Origin of the sequence: Sphingomonas sp. R647 (assembly GCF_020177055.1) — a bacterium.
GTDB lineage: Bacteria > Pseudomonadota > Alphaproteobacteria > Sphingomonadales > Sphingomonadaceae > Sphingomonas.
Genome location: NZ_JAIQXT010000002.1, coordinates 583,657 through 606,219 on the forward strand (window position 1 = coordinate 583,657; position 22,563 = coordinate 606,219).

The window sequence follows — 22,563 nt, forward strand, 5'->3', positions numbered from 1 at the left end:
TACCCGAAACGGGAATTACTCGGCGGTGGTAGTTTCCACCGTGTCCGCCAGCGCAATCTCGACCACTGCGCGGCCCCTGCGGACGATGCCCAGCTCGCGCGCGGCGGCTTCGGACAGGTCGAGAATGCGGCTCTTGTGGAACGGTCCGCGATCGTTGACGCGGACGATCACGCTGCGCCCGGTCGACGGATCGGTCACGCGCAGCCTCGTGCCGAAGGGCAGGCTGCGATGTGCGGCGGTCATACCATCGGGGTTGAAGCGTTCACCGCTGGCAGTGCGGTTGCCGGCATGGGCGTCGCCATAGAAACTGGCCATGCCGCTCGCGAGCACGCTGGACGCGGGGGCAGGGGCGGCAGGCGCAGCATCCTGCGCCGCGACGGGCGCGGCGGCGATCAGCAAACTGCCAGCAATGAATCCCCGCATGTCCCGGCCCCTCGTTCGGACCGGCTGTGAAACAGAGACGGCGCCGGACGGCAATCCGTCCAGCGCCGCGCTGTTTGGATTCTGCGATCAAACGTCGAGATTGGCGACGCTGAGCGCATTTTCCTGAATGAACTCGCGGCGCGGTTCGACCACGTCGCCCATCAGTCGGGTGAAGATCTCATCCGCCACATCGGCCTGATCGACCTGGACCACCAGCATCGACCGGTTCGACGGGTCCAGCGTGGTTTCCCAAAGCTGTTCGGCATTCATCTCGCCCAGCCCCTTGTAGCGCTGGATCGACAGGCCCTTGCGACCAAAGGCGAGGATCGCGTCGAGCAGCTGGCTGGGGCGGGAAACCAGCGCCTCCCCCTTGGCGGCGGTTACAGGAGCGGCCGCTTCCTCGCCATCGGATGCCGCTTCCGCCTCGGCGGCCTCTGCCGCGGCGCTGGCCCTGGACGAGATCAGCTTTGAGGGCACGAGATACTTGTCGGCATGTTCGATCGCGAGCGCGTGGAGCTTGCGCGCTTCGGCGGAGACGAGGAACGCTGCCTCGACGACATGATGGTCGGTTACGCCGCGCCATGCGCGCTCGAAATGATAGCCGCCATCGTCCGTCACGCGCGCAGACCAGCGTGCGTCCGCATCCGCCGCATCCAGGCGGGTGACCACCGAGGTGAGGCTGTCTGCCCGCTGCTCACGCGATGCGTTGGGATCGAGCCCCTTGCCCAGCGCCAGCGCCTCGATGATCATCGGATCGTAGCGGCGCGGGACGTAGCGCACGAGCGTGCGCATCCGGCGGGCATGTTCGACCAGCTCGCGCAGCTCCTCGCCAGTGCGTTGCACCCCGGACGTGTCGAGCACGGTGCCGCCGACGCCCGCATCGACCAGATATTGGTCCAGCGCGGCATCGTCCTTCAGATACACTTCGGACCGCCCCTTGCTTGCCTTGTACAGCGGCGGCTGGGCGATGAAGAGGTGCCCGGCCTCGATAATCTCGGGCATCTGGCGATAGAAGAAGGTGAGCAGCAGCGTGCGGATATGTGCGCCGTCTACGTCGGCGTCGGTCATGATGACGATCTTGTGGTAGCGCAGCTTTTCAAGGTTGAAGTCGTCGCGGCCGATGCCGGTGCCCATCGCCTGAATCAGCGTGCCGATTTCCTTGGACGACAGCATCCGGTCAAAGCGCGCGCGCTCGACGTTCAGGATCTTGCCGCGCAGCGGAAGGATCGCCTGGAAATGCCGGTCGCGGCCCTGCTTCGCCGATCCGCCTGCCGAGTCACCCTCGACCAGGAACAGTTCGGATTTGGCAGGATCGCGCTCCTGGCAGTCGGCGAGCTTGCCGGGCAGACTGGCGATGTCCATCACCCCCTTGCGCCGGGTCAGCTCTCGCGCCTTTTTCGCGGCCTCGCGCGCGGCGGCGGCATCGATCACCTTCTGGATGATCTGCCGTGCAACAGCTGGATTTTCTTCCAGCCAGTCGCTCATCTTGTCGGCCATCAGGCTTTCTAGCGGCTGGCGCACCTCTGAGCTGACCAGCTTGTCCTTGGTCTGGCTGCTGAACTTCGGATCGGGCAGCTTGACCGACACGATCGCGGTCAGCCCCTCACGCATGTCGTCGCCGGTGAGGGTGACCTTTTCCTTCTTCAACAGTCCCGACTTGTCCGCATAATTATTGATCGTGCGGGTCAGCGCGGCGCGGAAGGCGGCGAGGTGGGTGCCGCCGTCGCGCTGCGGGATGTTGTTGGTGAAACACAGGACATTTTCGTAATAGCTGTCGTTCCACTCCAGCGCGACGTCGATTGTGACGTCGTCGCGGGTGCCGGCGATCGCGACCGGGTCGGGCATCAGCGCCGTCTTGTTGCGATCGAGATATTTGACGAACGCGGCAATCCCGCCTTCGTAGAACAGCTCGATTTCCTTGACCTCCTCGTGCCGCGCATCGCGCAGAAACAAGCGGACGCCAGAGTTCAGAAACGCCAGCTCGCGATAGCGATGCTCGAGCTTTTCAAAGTCATATTCGGTGATCTTGAAGGTTGCGGGCGAGGCGAGGAAGGTGACGCGCGTCCCCTTCTTGGGGTTGCCGTTCTCATCGACGGCCGGGCCGATAACCTTGAGCGGGGCGACCGCATCGCCGAACGCGAAGCGCATATAATGCTCCTCGCCGTCGCGCCAGATGTTGAGGTCGAGCCATTCGGACAGGGCGTTGACCACCGACACGCCGACACCGTGCAACCCGCCCGACACCTTATAGGCATTGTCGTCCGAGGTGTTCTCGAACTTTCCGCCCGCGTGCAGCTGGGTCATGATGACCTCGGCCGCGCTGACCCCCTCTTCGCTGTGGATGCCGGTAGGGATGCCGCGACCATTATCCTCGACACTAACCGATCCGTCGGCATTCAGCTGGATGATGATCCTGTCGCAATGCCCGGCCAGCGCCTCATCGATCGCATTGTCCGAAACCTCGAACACCATGTGGTGCAGGCCGGAACCGTCATCGGTGTCGCCGATATACATGCCCGGCCGCTTGCGCACCGCGTCAAGGCCCTTGAGAACCTTGATGCTATCCGCGCCATAGGCGTTTGCGTTGGGGGTATTTTCGGGGGTTTTATCGTCTTGGGATGCCATGCCCGGCATATAGGATCGCCGGTCACAAAACGGAAGCAAAATGGGCCCCGCGCGGCGCTTTACCCCCCGCCCGGCCCCTTCTTTTCATGGCCATGGCCGATCGGCATCTTTTGCTCGCCGCGGGGGCTTTGCGTCCAGTCGATTCGATAGAGGTCGAAACGGCGATCGGTGAGGTTGCGGACCGTGCCCTCAGCCCGTGCCCAGGTCAGGTCGGCAAGGTTCACATCGGCGATCGTGAGCGTCTCGATATTCTCGCTCGCCTCTGCGGCGATGCCGTCGCGCGCAAACGGAAAGTCACACGGAGTCAGGATGCAACTTTGCGCATACTGGATGTCCATGTTCTCGACGCCCGGCAAATTGCCGACATTTCCGCTCATGACGACGAAACACTGGTTTTCGATCGCCCTGGCCTGCGCGCAATAGCGGACGCGCATATAGCCCTGGCGGCTATCGGTGCAGAAGGGGACGAAGATGATCCGCGCGCCCTCATCCACCAGTCGCCGGGCGAGTTCGGGAAACTCGCTGTCGTAGCAGATCAGAACGCCGATCGGACCGCAATCGGTCTGGATCACATCGACGCTGTCGCCGCCCTTGATCCGCCACCAATAGGCCTCGTCCGGGGTGGGGTGGATCTTCTCCTGCGCATGGACAGAGCCATCGCGCAGGCAGACATAGGCGACATTCTGGATTTCGCCATCCTCGGTATAGGTCGGGTGCGACCCGCCGATGATGTTGACGTTATAGGACAATGCCAGATCCGACAGCTTCTCGACTAGCGGCTTGCGCCAGCTGGTCAGCCGGTCGATCGCCTGGGCGGGGGAGAGGTCGCGACCCTCGAACGACAGGAGCGACAGGGTAAACAGCTCTGGAAAGACGACAAAGTCTGATCGATAGTTCGCCGCGACATCGACGAAATATTCGACGTTGCGCATGAACTCGTCGAAATCCTTTACTGCGCGTGCCTGGAACTGGACGGTCGCGAGACGGACGCTTTCGATGTCGCGCGGGACGCGATGCGTCGGCGGTTCGTTCGGATCGACATAGGGATTGCGCCAGACCATGTGCGCGGCATGCCCCCCCGATGGCTTGTCTTCCGGCAGATAGTCGGGAAGCACGCCGATCGGGCGAAAGCCGTTGGCGATCTGGAAACCGATGGTGGGATCGCGGATCTCGCCCTCGACGACGCGCTCGATATAATCGGCGGGACCGTCAACCTTGGCCATCAAGCGGCGGTAATTGGGAATCCGCGCCCCGAACACGATTCCCTTAAGCTCCAGGCGCTCGACCAGTACACGGCGCGCGTCGTATAACCTCTTGCCGATGCGCAATCCGCGCTGCTTCGACGCCACGACCATCTCATAGCCGTAGAGCCAGTCGCCCGTGGGATCGTGGCGGCTGCCAAATCCGTTACCGGTGATCGATTCCCAGTCGTGCGGGGCGAGTGCCACTTCCTCGTCAATCCGGCTCGCGGCGCAATAGCCGACTACCTCACCCTCATAGAGCGCGACGAATACGCCGCTGGGATAGTTGTTGATATGTCCGCGGATCATGCCGACGCTGTAATTGTCGACGTTGCGATAGGTCTTGCGGGTCAGCGCGAGGATGCCGGGGATGTCTTCAGGCGTCGCGTTGCGAATTTCGAGCTTGGCGGGGGTGGCTCTGGTCATCGATGCTCCGGTTCTTCAACAGCCTTCGATACGCACGCGATCTGAAAAAGTTCAGCCGCTGGTACTTGGCACAAGTTGAGCGTTCACGTCTCGTCGAGCGTCCCGCGCGTAACGCGATAGTGGTGGAGCGGGCCCGGCATGTTCACGAAGAGGTCTGGCTCGGTACCCGTCATCCACACCTGCCCCCGCCCGGCCAGCCGATCGAACAACGCCGCACGGCGCGAAGGATCAAGATGGGCGGCGACCTCATCGAGCAGCAGGATCGGCGCGCGACCGATGCGCGCCGCGACCAATTCTGCATGGGCAAGGACGATGGCGAGCAGCAGCGCCTTTTGCTCGCCGGTCGAGCAGAGATGGGCAGGCTGTCGTTTGGACAGATGAATGACCGCCAGGTCCTGACGATGCGGCCCGACCAATGTGCGCCCCGCAGCTGCATCACGCGATCGGCCCGAGCGCAGGCGCGCCGCGAGGTCGCGGGCGTCGTCGCCCTCGATTGCCAGGCCCGCGCGTGCGAATGGGCCTTCCGGCTGTCCGGCAAGGGCTTCGGCAAGCTGGGCCACGGTGTCGCGGCGCGCGGTGTCGATCGCTGCGCCATGCTCGGCCATGCGCGCTTCAAGCGCGGTCAGCCAATCGGGATCGGCGGGTTCGTCCGCGCCGAGCAGACGGTTGCGCTCGCGCATCGCGGCTTCGTAGCGCGCGCTGTGATGCGCGTGGCCGGGGGCAAGCGCGAGAGCCAGTCGGTCGAGGAAACGCCGCCGCTCGCTTGCCGGTTCGGCGAACAGGCGGTCCATCGCAGGTGTGAGCCACAGCACCGTCAACCATTCGCCGAGCGAGGTTGCAGCGGCAGTGGCGCCATTGACCCGCACGATTCGACGTTCAGGCGCTGTGGCCTGCGTGCCGGTGCCGATCTCGACCTCAGCGTCAAGTTGCGCCGCTACTCCGAACCCGCCGGCCCCGCCCTGCCGCGCCACTTCGGTCAGCGGTGCGCGGCGCAGCCCGCGGCCAGGGGCGAGCAGTGACACCGCCTCCAGCACATTGGTCTTCCCCGCGCCATTGTCCCCCGCCAGCACGACGAAGCCCGGCCCGGGGGTCAGGATCGTATCGCGATGATTGCGGAAGTCGGTCAGGACGAGGCGGGTGAGGGCCATCGCTGCGCCTTAGCGGTCCCGCTCGCCGCGCGATAGCGTCCGCGCGGCAAGTGCTAGATGCCGACGAGGCCCTTGTCGCGCAATTCGGCCTGTGCCGCGCGGTACAGCGCCGGGTCGCCGATATTCAGCCGCGCACGAACGGCATCGAGCGGTTCGGCGAGCAACAGTTCATAATCCTCGCCCGACAGCCAGCGCGCGACCTTGCCGTGGCGATAGCCTTCGCGCACCGCCTTGGCGAAGCTGCGCGATCCGGTCACGCGCAGGCTCTTGAGCGCGGCGCCAAGCGCGATGAACGCCCAGCCCAGGCCGCCGGTCTGCGCGTAGGAGAAAGCGACGAGGCACGCTTCACCCAGCGGCTCGTCGGCCTGATAGCCGGTAATGACGTGCCAGATGTCGTGGACGTCGCGCTCACGCCGGCCATACCATGCGTGCGGATGCTCGATCCCGCGCTCGACATCGGCATCGGCATAGCTGACATCGGCCAGCCCCTGCGCCGAATAGCCGGTGCGGTCGAGGAAGGCGCGATAGGCCGCACCGACGCTGCCCGCAGGCAGCGAATCGAGCCAAGCGCGGTCGGAGAATTTTTCGGCGAGTTCGGTGCGGCGGTAGGCGATCCGCCCGCCTTCGGGGGTGGTGAGCAGCCTGCGGTAGTTGCGGGCGAGCGTGTCGCCGTTCAGCGCGCGCATGATGCGGAACACCTGCACCGTATCATCGCCATTGGCGAGCAGGCGGCGCAGCGCGGCCAGCGCCGTCCCCCATTCGCGCCTGCGGGGTTTGCTCCAGTCGATTGCTTGCGTCGCCATAGGCCGTCCTTACTGACAGAGTTGTCAATAAGCCATTACCGGTCGCAGTGCAAGCATGACAAGAGCTCTTGACAAGGGCCTCGCCGCTATGACAAGAGCTCTTGTCATATGGACAAGACCTCTGGACAGCATTTGTGAATAATCGGCTCAAGATCCTGCGTGCCGAGACGGACTTGAGTCAGGGCGACCTCGCCCGGCTGCTCGGCGTCTCGCGTCAGACGATCAATGCGGTCGAGACCGACAAATATGACCCCAGCCTGCCGCTGGCGTTGCGGATGGCGAAAATCTTTGGAGTGGCAGTCGATGAAATTTTCCTCGATGACTGGATCGCACCCGAACGTGACTGAATTCACGCGCGCGCAACGCTGGCGGCGGCATGCCGTCGAAGCGCTGATCGGCGGCATTATCGGTGCTGGATTTGGTTTCAGTGTCGCCATGTTTGTCGACAAGACCGGGTTCGAGCGCTGGACGATTGCCGAGCTCGCGTCGCTCGGCATCGGCTTCATGCTGTTGTTCATGGGCGGTTTCGTACTGGTGATGAGCGCGTCGGAGCAGCGCTGGCGCCGACTTGTGGCGTTCCGCCAGCCGGGCAGCGAACCGCCGGACCGCGACTCGATGTTGGCAATCCGCCGTCAGGGCGTGATCATCGCGCTGTCCGGCCCGATCCTTGCCGCCCCGCCGATCCTGGCGCATCTCGGCCTGGGCGCTGATGCACGCGCGATCAGCGCGGCGGCAGTGCTCGCGGCGCTAGCGGGGCAGACCTGGCTGAACTGGCGGCTCTATCGCACGAGCGATGAGCTGATGCGGCAAGTGTCGCTGCTGGCTGGCGCGGTGTGTTTCTGGGGTGCGCAACTCGCGCTGTTCATCTGGGCGACGCTGGCGAAGCTGGGCTTGGTCGCCGATGTCGACAGCTGGACGCTGCTAACGCTGGTGATGGCACTGTATCTGGTTGTATCGACCTGGATCGGCTTTCGGCGCGGGCTGGGGCAGCTCTGATCGCAGCCGGGCGGCGGGAGGGCGGGGCTGTCCCGCCCTCCCGAACCGTCAGACGCGCATCGGCATCAGCACGTAGAGCGCAGGCGACTTGTCATTCTCACGAATCAGCGTCGGCGCAGCGGCGTCTGCGAGGTGGACTTCGACCAGGTCACTTTCGATCTGGCCGAGAATGTCCATCAGATAGCGCGAGTTAAACCCGATCTCGAACGGCTGCGCGGCATATTCGCCGGGAACGTCCTCAGCCGCGGTGCCGTTGTCGGGGCTGGTCACCGAAAGGGTGATCCGGTCGCGGTCGAGCGCCATCTTCACCGCGCGGGTCTTTTCCGTCGCGATGGTCGAGACGCGATCGACGCCCTGCATGAAGCTCTTGGGGTCGATCTTCAGGATCTTGTCGTTCCCGGTCGGGATGACGCGGCTGTAATCGGGGAAGGTGCCGTCGATCAGCTTCGAGGTCAGGATCGCGGCGCCCAGGTCGAAACGAATCTTCGATCCCGACAGCGACACGCCGACCGATCCGTCGACCTCGTCGAGCAGCTTGCGCAGCTCGGCCACGCACTTACGCGGGACGATGACGTCGGGCATCGCTTCGGCGCCTTCCGGACGCGGCACGGTGACACGGGCGAGGCGGTGGCCGTCGGTCGCTGCAGCCTTCAGCATGTCGTCGGCGACGTGCAGGAAGATGCCGTTGAGATAATAGCGCGTCTCTTCGGTCGAGATTGCGAATCGGGTCTTGTCGATGATCTGCTTGAGCGTTTCGGCGGGCAGCTCGAACACGGTGGGCAGTTCGCCCTCCGCAATCACCGGGAAATCGTCGCGCGGCAGCGTGCCGAGTTCGAATTTCGCGCGGCCGGCATTGATCTTGATCTTGCCGTCGGCCGCGGTCAGCTCGACCTGCGACCCTTCGGGCAGCTTGCGGGCGATGTCGAACAGCGTGTGCGCGGGCACGGTGATCGCGCCTGCCTGATCCACCGCTGCCGGGACGGTTTCGTCGATCTGCAGGTCGAGATCGGTTGCCATCAGGCGGAGCGATCCGTCCAGCGATGCCTCGATCAGCACGTTGGACAAGATGGGGATGGTATTGCGCCGCTCGACCACCGACTGGACGTGGCTGAGGCCCCGAAGGAGCGTGGCGCGTTCGATCGTCGCTTTCATGTGTATTCCAAACCCCCGGGCGGACGCCCATAATCAACTGACGGCGCCCGAATTGCCGTCGGAAGTTCGAGATATCCTTAACGTGAAAAAGGGCTGGAGCAAGCCGCTCCAGCCCTTCCCCTCATTCATTTGTGGACGGCAGTCCGCTCAGAAGCGGAAGCCGACGCCAACTGCGACCTGATGACGGTCGGTGTCGATGTCGAAATCCTCGGTGATCGCGCCGTTGCGATACTCGAAATTCGCGTTCGAATAGTTCGAGTAGCGATATTCGAGCTTGGCGTAGCTGTTGGTGCCGATCGCCTTCTCAACGCCTGCGCCGATGCGCCAGCCGTCCAGCTCGAAATTCTCGCGCAGTTCGGTCGTGCCGTCGGTCGCGAGCACGTTCAGGCGGGCGTTGGTGTAGCCGCCCTTGGCGTAGATAAGCGTGCTCGGCGAGGCGAGAACGCCGGCGCGCACGCCGACATAGATGTCGCGGCCGGCGCCGACTTCACCAAAGCCGAAGAAGTTGGGATCGGTCGAACGCGACTCGACCTTGCCGGTCGAATCCGACAGCTCGGCCTCAACGCCGACCACTGCGCCGCCGACGCCGATGTCATAGCCCAGCTCGACGCCATAGAGGAAGCCGTCGACATTCTGGTCGTCGCCATCAATGTCGCTGTCCTCGCTGCTGCCCGGGCGCAGGATGTCATAGCCGCCAACGACGCCGGCGCGGAGGCCGGTGAAGGTCGGATCGGTGTCCTGGGCGAAGGCCGGGGTGGCGATCATGGTGGATGCGGCCAGCGCGGCTGCAATTGCGATACGCATTACTGAAACTCCTTAACTCAACCCGTTCACGGGTCGGGGGCTCTAATGACGCTGCGCCGCACAAGTTGCATGAACGTTGGATAAACACGGAAAACCGTTGCTTTTGTGCCACAGGGCACTCAATCAGTTGGCGATGCGCAAGGGACGGGATTTCATCGCACGACATGGCGAGACGGTGTTCAACGCCGCACGCCGGTTGCAGGGCGAGCATCTGCACACGCCGCTGACCCGCGCCGGCTTCGCGCAGGCAGACGAGATGGGGCAGGCGCTGGCGACGCTGCTCGGTCGGGCGCCTGCGCTGATGCTGTGGGCATCCGATACCGGCCGCGCGCTGCAGACGCTGGCGGTGATCGCCGAACATCTGGAACTCGACTGGCACGCCGCGCGGCATGATCCGCGGCTGACGGAGATCGGCATGGGCAGCTGGGGCGGGCGCTATTACGCCGATCTGATAGCGGGCGACCTTCCGGTCGTCGCCCCGACCGGGCTGCTCCATCCGGCGCCCGATGGCGAAACCTATCCGGAGATTGCGGCGCGCGTTTCCGCCTGGCTTGCCGACACGCATGAAGATCCGGGCGATCGGCTGATCATCATGCATGGCATTTCCAGCCGCGTGCTGCGTGGCGTGATGACTGGGCAGGGCGGGCATGCCGAGTTTGCGGCCCCGATCTCGTCCGGCCTGCCGCAAGGATCGGTGGTGATGATCGAGGGCGGGGAAGAGACCGTGGTCCACCTGGGCAGCGGACGGGCGCCGGCATGATCGCGCTCCTTCTCGCCATGTCCCTTGCTGCGCAGGAGCAGGGCCGCGAGTCGCTCGGGGTGTTCGATAGCTGGGGCGCGTTTCGCGACGCGGGCCCCGCCCGCTGCTACGCGATCGGGCAGCCGGTGCGGGGCGGGGCGGGTGCGTTTGCCAGCATCGCCAATTGGCCCCGTTCGCAGGCGCGCAATCAGGTTCATGTGCGGCTGAGCCGCGCGCGTGATCCGCGCGCGAAGGTGACGCTGGCGATCGGCGAGCGCCGCTTCGAGCTGATCGCCGGGGCCAGCGACGCGTGGGCGCCGGATGCCCGCACCGACCGCGCCATCGTCGCGGCGATTCGATCGAGCCGTTCGATGAGTGTCGAGAGCGTCGCGCGCGGCGGCGGGGCATTCGCCGATGTCTATGCGCTCAAAGGCGCGGCGACCGCGATCGACGCGGCGGCAATGGGCTGCGCGCGGCGTTAGCCGGGCGCAGCCCCCGCTGCCATTTTTACTGCTGCCCGCCAGGGGTCGGGCTGGCGGCCGGTGCGGGGACGGCGGCCTGCGGCCCATCACGCACCGCGACGATTGCTGCCTGAACCTTGTCCTTCACCGCCGGATCGGTCTGAGCCAGTGTCGCGATCTCGTTGAAGCGACCGGTGTCGAGACCCGCGCCGGTAACGGCCTCCGTCATCTTTGTAGTCTTGTCCGCCGCAGGGATCGACGCGTCTTTGGTCACTGCATCAGCGGCGAGCGCTGCCCGGGCGAATTTGGTCACTTCCTCGTCAGTCACTGGCGTCGGGGCCGCGGTCTGGGCCTGGGGTGCGGGGGCCGCCGGCGGCGTCGTCTGCGCGATGGCGGGGGTGCCGAACAGAACGCCGGCGGCTAGCGCTGCGTGGGTCAGGGTGATCAAGTTACTGCTCCAATTGGTTGCATTCAAAGGCGTCAAAGGACGCGCATGCGCCAAAGTTCCCGACGGGGGACCCCGATCGCAACCCTTCCTCGGTAAGCCGTGGCTGCCCCGGGATAGGCGGGGCATGGAAATCTGCCGTCACTTCGGCTATATGCGCGCAATGCAATCAGTCGCGAATCCCCTGATGTCCATCGCCGGGCACATCGATCCCGTGCCCGTTCCGCGCAGCCTGAAGCCGCGCGCCGATGGCCGTATCGACTTGCTCGGCTTGTCCAAGGCGGAGCTGCGCATGGCGCTGGAGACGTCGCAGCTGGAGTCCAAACAGGCGAAATTGCGCGCCAAACAGCTGTGGCACTGGATCTATAATCGCGGTGTCACCGATTTCAGCCTGATGACGGATATCTCGAAGACGATGCAGCCCTGGCTGGCGCAGCGCTTCGTCATCTCGCGACCGGCGGTGATCGAGGCGCAGGTGTCGACCGACGGGACGCGCAAATGGCTGCTGCGGTCGGACGATGGGCAGGATTACGAGATGGTGTTTATCCCCGACGCGGATCGGGGAACCTTGTGCGTGTCGAGCCAGGTCGGCTGCACGCTCAACTGCCGTTTCTGCCACACGGGCACGATGCGGCTCGTCCGCAATCTCGAGCCCGGCGAGATCGTCGGGCAGGTGATGCTGGCGCGCGACGCGCTGGGCGAATGGCCGAGCCAGCCCGAGGGGCGTATGCTCACCAACATCGTCATGATGGGGATGGGCGAGCCACTCTATAATTTCGACAATGTCCGCGATTCGCTGAAGATCGTGATGGACGGCGACGGCATCGCGTTGAGCAAGCGCCGCATCACCCTGTCGACCAGTGGCGTTGTGCCGATGATGGCGCGGGCGGGCGAGGAGATCGGGGTCAACCTCGCCGTCTCGCTCCACGCGGTGACCAAGGAAGTGCGCGACGAGATCGTGCCGCTCAACCGCAAGTTCGGGATCGAGGAGCTGTTGCAGGCGTGCGCCGATTACCCCGGCGCCAATAACGCCCGCCGCATCACGTTCGAATATGTGATGCTGAAGGACAAGAATGACAGCGACGCCGATGCGCGCGAACTGGTACGGCTGATCAAGCACTATAAGCTGCCCGCCAAGGTCAATCTGATCCCGTTCAACCCGTGGCCGGGTGCGCCGTACGAATGCTCGACGCCCCAGCGGATTCGCGCGTTTCAGGAGATCGTGTTCGGCGCTGGCATCTCTGCCCCGGCGCGCACCCCGCGGGGGCGCGACATCGATGCGGCGTGCGGCCAGCTCAAGACCGCGAGCGAGAAGAAGAGCCGCGCCGAGCTCGACCGGCTGGCGGATGAGAAACAGGCCGCACTGGGTTAGCCATTCGCGCTGCTGTTGCCGATTTGCAACACGTTGATCACGTCGTGGTAAAAATGAACCGTGTTACTCTTGTAACTCACGGGGTGGGTCCCTAGTTACGGTGTCGCAACATCGCGTTGCGGAACCAAAAACAACATCCTGCTTGGGGAATTTTGTATGCGTAAGATTGCTATTCTTGCGGCGCTTGCTGCTGCCACCGTCGCTGCGCCCGCGTTCGCTCAGGACGCTGCACCGGGCGAAGCCCGCGTCGAAGTCCGTGGCGGTATCGCCTGGGCCGAGGGCGCCGAAGAGGCATTTGCTGGCGTCGCAGTCGGCTATGACTTCGATCTGGGCGACACCGCGTTCATCGGCATCGAAGGCGCGGCCGACAAGGTCCTTGCTGAAGATACCGACGTGTTCTGGACCATCGGTGGCCGCGTTGGCGCCAAGGTTGGCGACGCTGGCCGCGCCTATGTGCTCGGCGGCTACGGCTTCGCCGACGGCGACGATGGCGCGTTCGCCGGTGCCGGCTACCAGCACAACCTGGGCGAGAAGGTCTACGCCAAGGTCGAGTATCGCCGCACCCTGGTCGAAGGTCCGGACGTGAACTTCGCGGGCGTCGGCGTCGGCCTGCGCTTCTGATCGCTTCGATCGGAACGAGACACGGAAAGGGCGGCCCGCAAGGGTCGCCCTTTTTGTTTCAGCGTTTGATTCAGCTGCGCTGAATTGCGGTACCGCGCGAAATTAAAGGAGTTCGCCGCCGCGTGCCACGGTCGCAGTGCGGCCACCGATCCAGACATGACCGTCGGCGTCGATCCGCGCTTCGACGCGTCCGTCGCATCCGGTCATGCGGCCCTGCGCGGCGGTGTAGCTGCCCGTGGCCAGTCCTGCGCCGAACAGATATTGCGCGGTCGCGGCGTTGAGGCTGCCGGTCACCGGGTCTTCGATCAGCCGGCCATTGCCGTCGGTGAAGAAGGCGCGCAGCTCGAACGCGATCTCGCTGCCATCGGGATGGGGGCCGACCAACCCGATATCGGTTCCCGCTGGCGCACGTGCGGGTGGGTCGACCGCGAGCACATCCGCCGCCGAGCGCAGCCGCAGCAGCTGCCATCCCGGCCCATTATTGGCGTGGACCGCATCGACGATCGCCTCCGCCGGCACATTGGCAAGCCGCGCGGCTTCGGCGCGTTCGGCGTCGCTCAACGGACCGGAGCGGGCCAGCGGCGGTGCACGGAAGGACAGCAAGCCTCCATCGCGCGCGATCGGGACCAGCCCGACACCGCATTGCTGGACGATCCGGCTGGGGTCGCGCGGCACCCCGCCCGCCTCCAGCCAGGCATGGCAGGTGCCAAGCGTCGGATGCCCGGCAAAGGGCAGTTCGCCCGCCGGGTAGAAGATACGCACCTGATAGTCCGCCGCCGGATCGGTCGCGGGGATCAGGAAGGTCGTTTCCGAAAAGCCGAGCCAGCGGGTGAGCGCGAGCATCGCATCGGCGTCCATTGCCTGCGCGTCATGCACCACCGCGAGCGGATTGCCGGTGTTTCCGTCCGCCCCGAATACGTCGACCAGATCGAGTTTCATCGCCGCGCTCCTTGTTCCAGCCCGGCGGATTGAACTGCGACCCGCGCTGACGCAAGGGGCGGTTTGCCGGGGCCTCAGACGGGTTCTGAAACGGCCTGAAGCTCGCTCTTCCACTTTGTCAGCGCGCGGATCAGCGTTGCGGAGCGATCGGTATAGTCGCCGGCGAGCAGCGCGCTGGCGCCTGCCTGATCGCCACGCTTGACCCGATCGAGTACTTCGCCGGCGCATTGGTGGAACTCGGCATGGAGGCGCCGAACGACCTGATAGGGTTTGCCCTGTCGGATGGAAGGAGCGATGTCCGGGCCGTGCAGCCAGGCGCCAAAGCGGCATAGATCGTCACGGCAAACGCTGGCTGGCTCGTCATCGCTTCGACCGGTTGAGACCGCCGTGCTGAGCTTCAGCTTCCATGCCCCATGCGCGCCAATCGCCGCCTGCACTTGTGCCAGCAGATCCCGTCCGTCCATCAATTCCAATCCCTTATCCTTGTTTATCAGGGCTATTCTAGGCGGTGCAGCGCGGGCCGGGCGGGGCGCGAGGCAAATCAGCTACCCAAAGCGGAAGCCGCGGCCGGCCTTTGCATTTCTGCACCCGCAGCCTAGGGGCGCTGGATGGACTGGCCCGCTTTGCTCTTTGCCCTGTTCGCCGGTATCGCCGGCGGCGTGATGAATGGGCTGGCGGGCGGCGGGACGTTCGCGACGCTGCCCGCACTGATTGCGCTCGGCTTGCCCGCCAACATCGCCAACGCGACGTCCAACGTTGCGCTGCTGCCCGGCGCGGCGGCGAGCGCATGGGGGTTTCGGGACGAACTGGGGCCGGTGGCAGGGCTGTCGGTGCTGCTGCTCGCACTGATCACCTTCTTTGCGGGGCTGGCCGGCAGCCTGTTGCTGGTGCTGACGCCGAGCGACACGTTCGATGTCGTGATCCCGTGGCTGTTGCTGTTCGCCTTTGTTGTGATGGCGTTCGGGCGGCGCGCGGCCGACTGGCTGCATGCGCGGGTTACGATCGGGCGGCGCACGCTGATCGGCGCGCAGGGGCTGCTGGGCATCTATGGCGGCTATTTTGGCGGCGGGGTGGGGCTGATGACCACCGCGACCTATGGCTTGCTCGCCAATATCGAGCCGCGCGCGTTGTTCGCGATCCGCACGCTGATGCTGGCTGTCGCCAACCTTGCTGCGGCGTTCGTGTTCATCGGTTTTGCGATGGTCGAATGGCGCGCGTGCCTGCCGATGCTGGCGGGTGCGATCCTGGGTGGCTTCGGCGGCGCGGCGATCGGCAAGCGGTTGTCGCCGGGCGTCGTGCGCGCGTGGACATTGCTGGTGACGGCGGCAACGACGGTGATATTCTTCGTCCGTGCCTATGGATGATCCCGCGCCCCCGGAGGTGATTCGCCGCCACACGCTGTCGACGCGGCTGTGGCATTGGGTGACGGCGGTCAGCGTGATCATCCTGCTCGGCAGCGGGCTGATGATCCTTAATGCGCACGGCCAGCTTTATTGGGGCGAATATGGCGCGAATTACGACCGGCCATGGTTCAAGCTGATCTGGTTTTTCGACACTGCGCGGGTGCCCGGGTGGCTGACGATCCCGTCGACCTACAACCTTGCAATGGCGCGGCGCTGGCATCTGTTCTTCGCGCTGGTGCTGGCCTTTGCGTTGCTGGCGTACATGATCGTCAGCCTGATCAACCGGCATTTCCAGCGCGACCTGCGCATCGCGCGCAGCGAATTGTCGCGCGGGCATTTGATCGCCGATTTCAAGTCGCACCTCGCGCTGCGTTTCCACGACCCCGAAAACCCGCGCGCGTACAATATCTTCCAGAAGCTCAGTTACGCGGGCGTGATCTTCGTGCTGCTGCCGCTGGTGATCTTTACCGGGCTTGCCATGTCGCCGGGGATGAATGCGGCGTGGCCGTGGCTGCTCGACATCTTTGGCGGGCGGCAGAGCGCGCGGTCGATCCATTTCATCGTCACGATGCTGCTGGTGCTGTTCATCATCGTCCATCTCGCGCTGGTGATCCTGGCCGGGCCGTTGAACGAGGTGCGATCGATGGTGACCGGCAAATGGCGCGTGCCGCGCGAGGAGGACGCATGACGCTGATCACCCGCCGCAATCTGATCGTCGCGGGCGCGGGCGGGCTGCTCGCCGGATGCGACAGCGTCGGCAAGAGTGAGGCCGGGCGCGACATTTTGTTCAAGGCAGAGGCGGTGCATCGCAGCCTGCAGCGCGTCATTACGAACCGCAATGCGCTCGCCCGAGAGTTCTCGCCCGAGGACATGTCGCCGCGGTTCCGCTCGAACGGCACGCGGAACCCGGGAACTCCCGCATATATGGCGCTTGCCGAGAATCGCTTCGCCGACTGGCGGCTGCGCGTTGACGGGCTGGTCGCGCGGCCGCTCAGCCTGTCGCTGGCCGACCTACGCGCGATGCCGCAGCGGGCGCAGATCACGCGCCATGATTGCGTCGAAGGGTGGAGCGCGATCGGCAAGTGGCAGGGGCCGAAGCTGTCGGCGATCCTCGACGCTGCCGGGCTGCGCGACAGTGCGCGTTATCTGGTGTTCCACTGCGCCGACAGTTTGCGCGGTGGTGCCTATTATGAATCGGTTGATCTGATCGACGCCTTTCATCCCCAGACGATCATGGCGTGGGCGATGAACGACCGCATCCTACCGATCGCGCATGGTGCGCCGGTGCGGCTGCGGGTCGAGCGGCAGCTTGGCTACAAGCACGCCAAATATGTCATGCGGGTCGAGGCGGTCGCGTCGCTCGACGGGATCGGGCGCGGCAAGGGCGGCTATTGGGAGGATGTCGCCGATTACGAATGGTATGCGGGGATTTAGCGCGGTTTTCTGTCACCTTCGCACTTGCGAAACAAAGTCCAGCCGTTAGCTTGCCGCGCATGGCGCTGATCGATCATTTCTTCACCCGCGCCGTGAAGCGCGGCGAACTCACCGTGATCCATGCGGACGGCAGTGCGCGCAGTTTTGGATCGCCCGATCCCGGCCTTGCTCCTGTCACGATCCGCTTCACCGATCCGTCGGTGGCGCGGCGCATCCTGACCGATCCGGCGCTCGGCGCGGCAGAGTGTTTCATGGACGGGCGGCTGGTGATTGAGACTGGCGACATCCTTGCGCTGCTGCGCCTCGTCACCGCGAACAACCGGTGGGAGGACAAGACCGGCAATCTCGATATCGGTCCGGTGAAGCGTGCGTTTGATAATGTCCGCTTCCGGCTCGATCGCATCAACATGGCGCGGCGGTCGAAGCGGAATGTCGCGCATCATTACGACCTGTCGGCGAAACTCTACGACCTGTTCCTCGACGCCGACCGGCAATATTCGATGGCCTATTTCACCGACCCGGCGAATGGGCTGGAGCAGGCGCAGGCGGACAAGAAGGCGCATATCGCGGCCAAGCTGGCGCTCAAACCCGGCATGACGGTGCTCGACATCGGCTGCGGCTGGGGCGGCATGGCGCTGTATCTCCACGAAAAGACCGGGGCCGAGGTGCTGGGCGTGACGCTGAGCGAGGAGCAGCTCAAGATCGCGCGCGAACGTGCCGAAGCTGCGGGCGTGGCGGGCAAGGTGCGCTTCGAGCTGATCGATTATCGCCATGTCACCGGGCAGTTCGACCGGATCGTGTCGGTCGGCATGTTCGAGCATGTCGGCCCGGCGCATTACCGCACCTTCTTCGCCAAGTGCCGCGAGCTGCTGACGCCCGAGGGGGTGATGCTGCTCCACACGATCGGCCGTGCGGGCGGGCCGGGGGTGACCGACGCCTTCACCGCGAAGTATATTTTCCCCGGCGGCTATATCCCGGCGCTGTCGGAGATTCTGCGCGGGCATGAGGAGCTGCGCTTCTTCCTCACCGATGTCGAGGTGCTGCGGCTGCATTACGGCCACACGCTGCAGCATTGGTACGACCGCGCGATGGCGGCACGGCAGCAGATCGTCGCGCTCTATGACGAGCGGTTCTTCGCGATGTGGACCTATTATCTCGCCGGGTCGCTGGTGAGTTTCGAGAATGGCGGGCTGGTCAATTACCAGCTCCAGTATAGCCGGTCCCGCACCGCGCTCCCGATCACGCGGGATTATATGGCGGCGGAAGAAGCGCGGCTGCGCGGCTGATTACTGGACGCCGAGTTGCTCGATATCCGCGCCAAGATGCGCGTCGAGTTCCGCGCGCGTCACCTTGCCGTCGCCATCCTTGTCCGCTGCTGTGAACCACGCATCGGCCCTGGCCCAGTCGGTCCGCGGCGCGCGCACTGCCGGACGCGGCTGGCTTGCCTTTTTCGACTGGCGCGATGCGGCATAGGTCGCCTCGGCGCTCGCCTCGAAATCGAAGCGCGCCCGCACCTCATCGCGTTCGATCGAGCCGTCTTCGTTGAGGTCGAGGTCGGCGAAGCGCTCGGCGGCCCGGCGTTCGGCTTCCGCCTTGGGCAGCGGGCCGGGCGCCACATGCACTGGCTGCGCCTGAAGCATGAGCAGGGCGAGAGCGGCGATCATCGCCGCCGTTCCAGTGCCGCGAGCCGCCGTCCGGTCGCGATCGTCTGGCCCAGGAACAGCAAAATCAGGATCGCGCCGATCCCGCCGACGAACAGGTCGAAGCCGGAGATGAAGCCGAACAGCCCGCGATCCGGCCCCAGCACCCACATCATCACCGTCATGCCCATCAGCATCAGCCGCAACTCGGTCGGCCCGGCGGCGAGATAGGAGAGGCGCAGTTCGCCGACCACGCGTGCGGAGAGGAAGGTGTGGATCGACATGAGCAGATAGCCCGCCAGCGCGATCATCGCGACGTCCATCGTCACGAACGGGCTGAGCCCGATGCCCGCGACGATCAGCAGGTTCGCCATCCCGTCGCAGCTATGGTCGATGAAATAGCCATAAGACGGCCGCTCGATCCGCCGCCAGCGCGCGAGGCTGCCGTCGAGCGAGTCGCCGAACCATTGCACCGCATAGCCGGCCAGCGTCAGCGCAAGCCATCCGATGCCCCAGTTGCTCGCGACATAGCCTGCGAACACCATCACGGCGCCAACCATGCCGGTCAGCGTCAGCACATCCGGCGTGATCGCGGTCGGCATGTGCGCGCAAAGCCAGTTCAGGATGCGCCGTTCACCGGCTGCCAGCCAATTCTGCTGAATCCGGTCGAGCGCGGGGGGCTCCTGTCTTAGATCTGTCATAGTTCCCTATCCTCCATGCGGAGACCGGGGGCAATGCTGTGAATTGACGAGGTGGTGGAAGCGCGCGCCGGACCGGGACGCCGTGCGGCTCAGGCCGGCGGGTATCTGGCGTTCATATGGGCCAGCGCGTCGCGCGCGATGTCCTCGAGCACGGCCATGTCCACATCGGCCAGCTTGTTGATGTAAAGGCAGGATTTGCCCGTCTTGTGCTTGCCCAGCCGCGCCAGCTTCTCCGCTTCGCCCGGCGTGTCGCTCAACACATAGAGCACCAGTTGTGCCTTGCGCGGCGAAAAGCCGAGGCGGCACATGTCGCCTTCGTGCCCGCTGTCATAGCGATAATGATAGCTGCCAAAGCCGATGATCGACGCGCCCCACATCCTTGGCGATTCGCCGGTGATGCGCTCCAGCATCGTGCAGACCGTCCGTGCATCCGCGCGGCGGACGGGGTTTTCGACCGCGTCGATAAAGGCGGCGACGTCGGCGGGGGTGGGCTTGGTCTTCACATCGGCCACGGCATGACCTCGCTGGATTTTCGGCCAGTCTAGCCGCACAGGGCGGCGATGCAATCGGCCCCGCTCACCCGCCGTTCGATCCTGGCGCAGGCCTGGCCGATCATGCTTGGCCAGACGACGGTGCCGCTGGTCGGGCTGGTCGATACCGCCGTGATCGGCTGGACCGGAGACGCCGCCGCGCTCGCCGGAGTGGCGCTGGGTACGGCGATCATCAGCTTCATTTTCTGGGCGTTCGGATTCCTGCGCATGGGGATGACCGGGCTGACCGCGCAGGCGCATGGCCGTGGTGCGCGGGAGGAGGTGGACGGGCTGCTGGTGCGTGGCGTGGCGGCGGGGCTTGGGATCGGCGTGGTGCTGGTCGCGCTGCAGATCATCCTCGTGCCGCTCGCTTTTGCCTTGCTCGCTGGGGGCGGGGCGCTGGACGATGCGGCGCGGGAGTTTGTGACGGCGCGCTTCCTGGGCGCGCCTGCCGCGCTCGGCTTCTATGCGATCAATGGCTGGCTGCTCGGCCTTGGCCGCACGCGCGAGACGCTGGCGCTTCAGATCCTGGTCAACCTCGTCAACGCTGTGCTCGACATGGTGTTCGTGTGGCAGTTTGGCATGGGCGCGCGCGGGGTTGGGCTTGGTACCGCGATCGCGGAATGGGTAGGGCTGGTCGCGGGGATCGTGCTGGTTGCGCGGATCGCCGGGCCGCGCGCCTTGCTGGGGCAGCGCGCGGGTTTCCTGCATGGCGCGGCGTGGAAGCGGCTGTTTGCGGTCAATGCCGACATCATGGTGCGCACGATCGCGCTGCTGACGCTGTTCCTGTGGCTGGCCAATGCCGGGGCGCGGCTGGGGACGGTGCAACTCGCCGCGAACCATGTGTTGATGCAGCTGGTCAGCATCTTTGCCTTCGTCCTCGACGGCTTCGCGTTCACCGCCGAGTCGCGGGTGGGGCAGGCGGTCGGGCGCGGTTCGCGGGGCGAGCTCAAGCGCGCGATCCGGCTGACGGGAGAGTTTTCGCTCGGCTTTGGACTGCTCGCGACGCTGGCCGCGCTGGTGTTCGGCGGTGCGTTGATCGACCTGCTCACCACCAACGAAGCGGTGCGAGCGGCGGCACGGGCGGTGCTCCCGCTCGCTGCGTTGGCGGCGATCGTCGGCGTTCCCGCCTGGCTGCTCGACGGCGTGTTCATCGGCGCGACGCGGGGGCGGGCGCTGCGCAATGCCGCGATCCTCGCGACGGCGCTGTATATCGCGACCGACCTGCTGCTGCGCCCGTTCGGTGCCACGGGACTGTGGCTGGCGCTGCTGGCGAGTTATGGTTTCCGCGCCGGATTGCTCGCCATCCATTTGCCGCGCCTGTTCGCTACGGTTGCGGAAGCGCCGCCACGGTCCTAGAGGCGCAGCCGTCCTTTTTCTGGAGCGTTCGACATGGCCGACAAGATCAATCGCGTGGTGCTTGCCTATTCGGGCGGTCTCGACACCAGCGTGATCCTGAAATGGCTTCAGCAGGAATACAGTTGCGAGGTCGTGACCTTCACCGCCGATCTGGGGCAGGGCGAAGAGCTGGAGCCGGCGCGCAAGAAGGCGCTGGATGCCGGGGTGAAGCCCGAGCACATCTTCATCGACGACCTCAAGGAAGAGTTCGTCCGCGATTTCGTGTTCCCGATGATGCGCGCCAACGCGCTGTATGAGGGGCTGTACCTGCTCGGCACCTCGATCGCGCGCCCGCTGATCTCCAAGCGGCTGATCGAGATCGCCAAGGAAGTGAATGCCGATGCGGTCAGCCATGGCGCGACTGGCAAGGGCAACGATCAGGTCCGTTTCGAACTGTCGGCCTATGCGCTGAACCCGGACATCAAGGTGATCGCACCGTGGCGCGAATGGGACCTGACCAGCCGCACCAAGCTGATCGAATTCGCCGAGCAGCACCAGATCCAGGTGACCAAGGACAAGCGCGGCGAATCGCCGTTCTCGACCGACGCGAATCTGCTGCACACCAGTTCCGAGGGCAAGGTGCTCGAAGATCCGTGGGATGAGACCCCCGACTATGTCTATTCGCGCACGGTGAACCCGGAGGACGCGCCGGACACGCCCGAATATATCACGATCGATTTCGAAAAGGGCGATGGCGTCGCGGTAAACGGTGTGGCGATGTCGCCCGCGACGCTGCTGGCGGCGCTCAATGAGCTTGGCCGCAAGCATGGTATCGGCCGGCTCGATCTGGTCGAGAACCGTTTCGTCGGTATGAAGTCGCGTGGCATGTACGAGACGCCGGGCGGCACCATCTATCACCTCGCGCATCGCGGGATTGAAAGCATCACGCTCGACCGCGGCGCCGCGCACCTCAAGGACGAATGGGCGCCGCGCTATGCCGAGATGGTCTATAACGGCTTCTGGTTCGCGCCCGAACGCGAGATGATGCAGGCCGCGATCGACTACTCGCAGCAAAAGGTCGCCGGGACCGTGCGGCTCAAGCTGTACAAGGGCGGCGTCTATGTCGTCGGGCGCAAGTCGCCCTATTCGCTGTACAGCGAAAAGGTCGTGACGTTCGAGGACGACCAGGGCGCATATGACCAGCGCGACGCGGCGGGGTTCATCAAGCTCAACGCGCTGCGGCTGCGGTTGTTGGGGCGGCGCGGGGCCTGATGCAAAGTTAACCATCGTCGGTTAGCAAAGCCCCATGGGGGCGGCGCGAT

General features: G+C 65.1%; 25 protein-coding genes. 12 read left to right on the forward strand and 13 right to left on the reverse strand.

Features of this window, described 5'->3' with window-relative positions; all coding sequences use genetic code 11:
• Window positions 1-15 precede the first annotated feature (15 nt).
• From K9B35_RS06765 to K9B35_RS06785, 5 genes are all read right to left on the reverse strand, one after another.
• The gene (locus K9B35_RS06765) at window positions 16-423 is read right to left on the reverse strand and encodes a septal ring lytic transglycosylase RlpA family protein (protein ID WP_224921034.1); all 408 of its coding nucleotides are present in this window, start codon (window positions 421-423) and stop codon (window positions 16-18) included.
• Between the two features lie 87 nt (window positions 424-510).
• On the reverse strand, window positions 511-3,048 hold the full coding sequence (gene gyrB, locus K9B35_RS06770; protein WP_412103442.1) for a DNA topoisomerase (ATP-hydrolyzing) subunit B: 2,538 nt from the start codon (window positions 3,046-3,048) through the stop codon (window positions 511-513).
• A 59-nt stretch (window positions 3,049-3,107) separates the two neighbouring features.
• Complete coding sequence (locus tag K9B35_RS06775) at window positions 3,108-4,715, reverse strand: bifunctional GNAT family N-acetyltransferase/carbon-nitrogen hydrolase family protein (protein WP_224921036.1); 1,608 nt, start codon at window positions 4,713-4,715, stop codon at window positions 3,108-3,110.
• Window positions 4,716-4,798: 83 nt separating this feature from the next.
• Window positions 4,799-5,863, reverse strand: coding sequence for a DNA replication/repair protein RecF (gene recF / locus K9B35_RS06780; RefSeq protein ID WP_224921037.1), 1,065 nt, complete (start codon window positions 5,861-5,863; stop codon window positions 4,799-4,801).
• 53 nt (window positions 5,864-5,916) lie between these two features.
• A complete protein-coding gene (locus K9B35_RS06785; protein WP_224921038.1) occupies window positions 5,917-6,666 on the reverse strand; it encodes a ubiquinone biosynthesis protein COQ4 in 750 nt (249 codons plus the stop codon).
• A gap of 134 nt (window positions 6,667-6,800) precedes the next feature.
• On the opposite strand from K9B35_RS06785, the gene K9B35_RS06790 reads away from it, so the two are divergent.
• Both K9B35_RS06790 and K9B35_RS06795 read left to right on the forward strand, forming a co-directional pair.
• Window positions 6,801-7,013, forward strand: coding sequence for a helix-turn-helix transcriptional regulator (locus K9B35_RS06790; RefSeq protein WP_224921039.1), 213 nt, complete (start codon window positions 6,801-6,803; stop codon window positions 7,011-7,013).
• Window positions 7,006-7,662: a hypothetical protein gene (locus K9B35_RS06795; protein ID WP_224921040.1), complete on the forward strand. Its 657-nt coding sequence runs from the start codon at window positions 7,006-7,008 to the stop codon at window positions 7,660-7,662. The genes K9B35_RS06790 and K9B35_RS06795 overlap by 8 nt, the downstream gene beginning before the upstream one ends.
• Before the next feature lie 48 nt (window positions 7,663-7,710).
• Here the strand turns inward: K9B35_RS06795 and dnaN are convergent, their stop codons facing one another.
• Window positions 7,711-8,814, reverse strand: coding sequence for a DNA polymerase III subunit beta (gene dnaN, locus K9B35_RS06800; RefSeq protein WP_224921041.1), 1,104 nt, complete (start codon window positions 8,812-8,814; stop codon window positions 7,711-7,713).
• A 147-nt stretch (window positions 8,815-8,961) separates the two neighbouring features.
• On the reverse strand, window positions 8,962-9,618 hold the full coding sequence (locus K9B35_RS06805; protein WP_224921042.1) for an outer membrane protein: 657 nt from the start codon (window positions 9,616-9,618) through the stop codon (window positions 8,962-8,964).
• A 133-nt stretch (window positions 9,619-9,751) separates the two neighbouring features.
• Here K9B35_RS06805 and K9B35_RS06810 point away from each other — a divergent pair, with 133 nt between their 5' ends.
• Together K9B35_RS06810 and K9B35_RS06815 are read left to right on the forward strand one after the other, a co-directional pair.
• Window positions 9,752-10,378 carry a histidine phosphatase family protein gene (locus K9B35_RS06810; protein ID WP_224921043.1) on the forward strand — a complete coding sequence of 209 codons (627 nt, stop codon included), beginning with the start codon at window positions 9,752-9,754 and terminating at the stop codon, window positions 10,376-10,378.
• Window positions 10,375-10,839 (forward strand): hypothetical protein, encoded by a 465-nt coding sequence (locus K9B35_RS06815; RefSeq protein WP_224921044.1) that lies wholly within the window; start codon window positions 10,375-10,377, stop codon window positions 10,837-10,839. The genes K9B35_RS06810 and K9B35_RS06815 overlap by 4 nt, the downstream gene beginning before the upstream one ends.
• 25 nt (window positions 10,840-10,864) lie before the next feature.
• On the opposite strand, the gene K9B35_RS06820 is transcribed toward K9B35_RS06815, so the two are convergent.
• On the reverse strand, window positions 10,865-11,266 hold the full coding sequence (locus K9B35_RS06820; RefSeq protein WP_224921045.1) for a DUF4168 domain-containing protein: 402 nt from the start codon (window positions 11,264-11,266) through the stop codon (window positions 10,865-10,867).
• A gap of 160 nt (window positions 11,267-11,426) precedes the next feature.
• Here K9B35_RS06820 and rlmN point away from each other — a divergent pair, with 160 nt between their 5' ends.
• Together rlmN and K9B35_RS06830 are read left to right on the forward strand one after the other, a co-directional pair.
• Window positions 11,427-12,635 carry a 23S rRNA (adenine(2503)-C(2))-methyltransferase RlmN gene (gene rlmN / locus K9B35_RS06825; RefSeq protein ID WP_224921046.1) on the forward strand — a complete coding sequence of 403 codons (1,209 nt, stop codon included), beginning with the start codon at window positions 11,427-11,429 and terminating at the stop codon, window positions 12,633-12,635.
• 156 nt (window positions 12,636-12,791) lie between these two features.
• A complete protein-coding gene (locus K9B35_RS06830; RefSeq protein WP_224921047.1) occupies window positions 12,792-13,256 on the forward strand; it encodes an outer membrane protein in 465 nt (154 codons plus the stop codon).
• A 102-nt stretch (window positions 13,257-13,358) separates the two neighbouring features.
• Here K9B35_RS06830 and K9B35_RS06835 read toward each other — a convergent pair whose 3' ends face one another.
• Together K9B35_RS06835 and K9B35_RS06840 are read right to left on the reverse strand one after the other, a co-directional pair.
• Window positions 13,359-14,195: a PhzF family phenazine biosynthesis protein gene (locus K9B35_RS06835; protein ID WP_224921048.1), complete on the reverse strand. Its 837-nt coding sequence runs from the start codon at window positions 14,193-14,195 to the stop codon at window positions 13,359-13,361.
• Window positions 14,196-14,269: 74 nt separating this feature from the next.
• Window positions 14,270-14,659, reverse strand: coding sequence for a CZB domain-containing protein (locus tag K9B35_RS06840; RefSeq protein ID WP_224921049.1), 390 nt, complete (start codon window positions 14,657-14,659; stop codon window positions 14,270-14,272).
• Window positions 14,660-14,803: 144 nt separating this feature from the next.
• Between K9B35_RS06840 and K9B35_RS06845 the strand changes: the two genes are divergently transcribed.
• Genes K9B35_RS06845 through K9B35_RS06860 form a run of 4 tightly spaced genes read left to right on the forward strand, consistent with a single transcriptional unit; the run spans window position 14,804 to window position 18,318 of the window.
• Entirely contained in the window at window positions 14,804-15,559 is a 756-nt protein-coding gene (locus K9B35_RS06845; RefSeq protein ID WP_224921050.1) for a sulfite exporter TauE/SafE family protein, read from the forward strand.
• Window positions 15,552-16,286 (forward strand): cytochrome b/b6 domain-containing protein, encoded by a 735-nt coding sequence (locus tag K9B35_RS06850; protein WP_224921051.1) that lies wholly within the window; start codon window positions 15,552-15,554, stop codon window positions 16,284-16,286. Before K9B35_RS06845 ends, K9B35_RS06850 begins: the two co-directional genes overlap by 8 nt.
• A complete protein-coding gene (locus K9B35_RS06855) occupies window positions 16,283-17,032 on the forward strand; it encodes a molybdopterin-binding protein (RefSeq protein ID WP_224921052.1) in 750 nt (249 codons plus the stop codon). The genes K9B35_RS06850 and K9B35_RS06855 overlap by 4 nt, the downstream gene beginning before the upstream one ends.
• Window positions 17,033-17,091: 59 nt before the next feature.
• Entirely contained in the window at window positions 17,092-18,318 is a 1,227-nt protein-coding gene (locus K9B35_RS06860; protein WP_224921053.1) for an SAM-dependent methyltransferase, read from the forward strand.
• Here K9B35_RS06860 and K9B35_RS06865 read toward each other — a convergent pair whose 3' ends face one another.
• From K9B35_RS06865 to K9B35_RS06875, 3 genes are all read right to left on the reverse strand, one after another.
• Window positions 18,319-18,696: an EF-hand domain-containing protein gene (locus tag K9B35_RS06865; protein ID WP_224921054.1), complete on the reverse strand. Its 378-nt coding sequence runs from the start codon at window positions 18,694-18,696 to the stop codon at window positions 18,319-18,321. It lies immediately after the preceding gene.
• A complete protein-coding gene (locus K9B35_RS06870; RefSeq protein ID WP_224921055.1) occupies window positions 18,693-19,373 on the reverse strand; it encodes a CDP-alcohol phosphatidyltransferase family protein in 681 nt (226 codons plus the stop codon). Before K9B35_RS06870 ends, K9B35_RS06865 begins: the two co-directional genes overlap by 4 nt.
• Before the next feature lie 89 nt (window positions 19,374-19,462).
• A complete protein-coding gene (locus K9B35_RS06875; protein WP_318245958.1) occupies window positions 19,463-19,876 on the reverse strand; it encodes a DUF1801 domain-containing protein in 414 nt (137 codons plus the stop codon).
• Between the two features lie 57 nt (window positions 19,877-19,933).
• Here K9B35_RS06875 and K9B35_RS06880 point away from each other — a divergent pair, with 57 nt between their 5' ends.
• Together K9B35_RS06880 and K9B35_RS06885 are read left to right on the forward strand one after the other, a co-directional pair.
• The gene (locus K9B35_RS06880; RefSeq protein ID WP_224921057.1) at window positions 19,934-21,262 is read left to right on the forward strand and encodes an MATE family efflux transporter; all 1,329 of its coding nucleotides are present in this window, start codon (window positions 19,934-19,936) and stop codon (window positions 21,260-21,262) included.
• A gap of 33 nt (window positions 21,263-21,295) precedes the next feature.
• Window positions 21,296-22,513: an argininosuccinate synthase gene (locus K9B35_RS06885; protein ID WP_224921058.1), complete on the forward strand. Its 1,218-nt coding sequence runs from the start codon at window positions 21,296-21,298 to the stop codon at window positions 22,511-22,513.
• Window positions 22,514-22,563: the final 50 nt, after the last annotated feature.

Bases quoted from the DNA above. Each gene is read 5' to 3' on its own strand.
- K9B35_RS06815 (WP_224921044.1), top strand. From the start codon at position 10,375: ATGATCGCGCTCCTTCTCGCCATGTCCCTTGCTGCGCAGGAGCAGGGC.
- K9B35_RS06880 (WP_224921057.1), top strand. From the start codon at position 19,934: ATGCAATCGGCCCCGCTCACCCGCCGTTCGATCCTGGCGCAGGCCTGG.
- K9B35_RS06870 (WP_224921055.1), bottom strand. From the start codon at position 19,373: ATGACAGATCTAAGACAGGAGCCCCCCGCGCTCGACCGGATTCAGCAG.
- K9B35_RS06865 (WP_224921054.1), bottom strand. From the start codon at position 18,696: ATGATCGCCGCTCTCGCCCTGCTCATGCTTCAGGCGCAGCCAGTGCAT.
- K9B35_RS06855 (WP_224921052.1), top strand. From the start codon at position 16,283: ATGACGCTGATCACCCGCCGCAATCTGATCGTCGCGGGCGCGGGCGGG.
- K9B35_RS06845 (WP_224921050.1), top strand. From the start codon at position 14,804: ATGGACTGGCCCGCTTTGCTCTTTGCCCTGTTCGCCGGTATCGCCGGC.
- K9B35_RS06885 (WP_224921058.1), top strand. From the start codon at position 21,296: ATGGCCGACAAGATCAATCGCGTGGTGCTTGCCTATTCGGGCGGTCTC.
- K9B35_RS06860 (WP_224921053.1), top strand. From the start codon at position 17,092: ATGGCGCTGATCGATCATTTCTTCACCCGCGCCGTGAAGCGCGGCGAA.
- K9B35_RS06830 (WP_224921047.1), top strand. From the start codon at position 12,792: ATGCGTAAGATTGCTATTCTTGCGGCGCTTGCTGCTGCCACCGTCGCT.
- K9B35_RS06835 (WP_224921048.1), bottom strand. From the start codon at position 14,195: ATGAAACTCGATCTGGTCGACGTATTCGGGGCGGACGGAAACACCGGC.
- K9B35_RS06850 (WP_224921051.1), top strand. From the start codon at position 15,552: ATGGATGATCCCGCGCCCCCGGAGGTGATTCGCCGCCACACGCTGTCG.
- recF (WP_224921037.1), bottom strand. From the start codon at position 5,863: ATGGCCCTCACCCGCCTCGTCCTGACCGACTTCCGCAATCATCGCGAT.
- K9B35_RS06840 (WP_224921049.1), bottom strand. From the start codon at position 14,659: ATGGACGGACGGGATCTGCTGGCACAAGTGCAGGCGGCGATTGGCGCG.
- gyrB (WP_412103442.1), bottom strand. From the start codon at position 3,048: ATGGCATCCCAAGACGATAAAACCCCCGAAAATACCCCCAACGCAAAC.
- dnaN (WP_224921041.1), bottom strand. From the start codon at position 8,814: ATGAAAGCGACGATCGAACGCGCCACGCTCCTTCGGGGCCTCAGCCAC.
- rlmN (WP_224921046.1), top strand. From the start codon at position 11,427: ATGCAATCAGTCGCGAATCCCCTGATGTCCATCGCCGGGCACATCGAT.
- K9B35_RS06810 (WP_224921043.1), top strand. From the start codon at position 9,752: ATGCGCAAGGGACGGGATTTCATCGCACGACATGGCGAGACGGTGTTC.
- K9B35_RS06775 (WP_224921036.1), bottom strand. From the start codon at position 4,715: ATGACCAGAGCCACCCCCGCCAAGCTCGAAATTCGCAACGCGACGCCT.
- K9B35_RS06805 (WP_224921042.1), bottom strand. From the start codon at position 9,618: ATGCGTATCGCAATTGCAGCCGCGCTGGCCGCATCCACCATGATCGCC.
- K9B35_RS06765 (WP_224921034.1), bottom strand. From the start codon at position 423: ATGCGGGGATTCATTGCTGGCAGTTTGCTGATCGCCGCCGCGCCCGTC.
- K9B35_RS06785 (WP_224921038.1), bottom strand. From the start codon at position 6,666: ATGGCGACGCAAGCAATCGACTGGAGCAAACCCCGCAGGCGCGAATGG.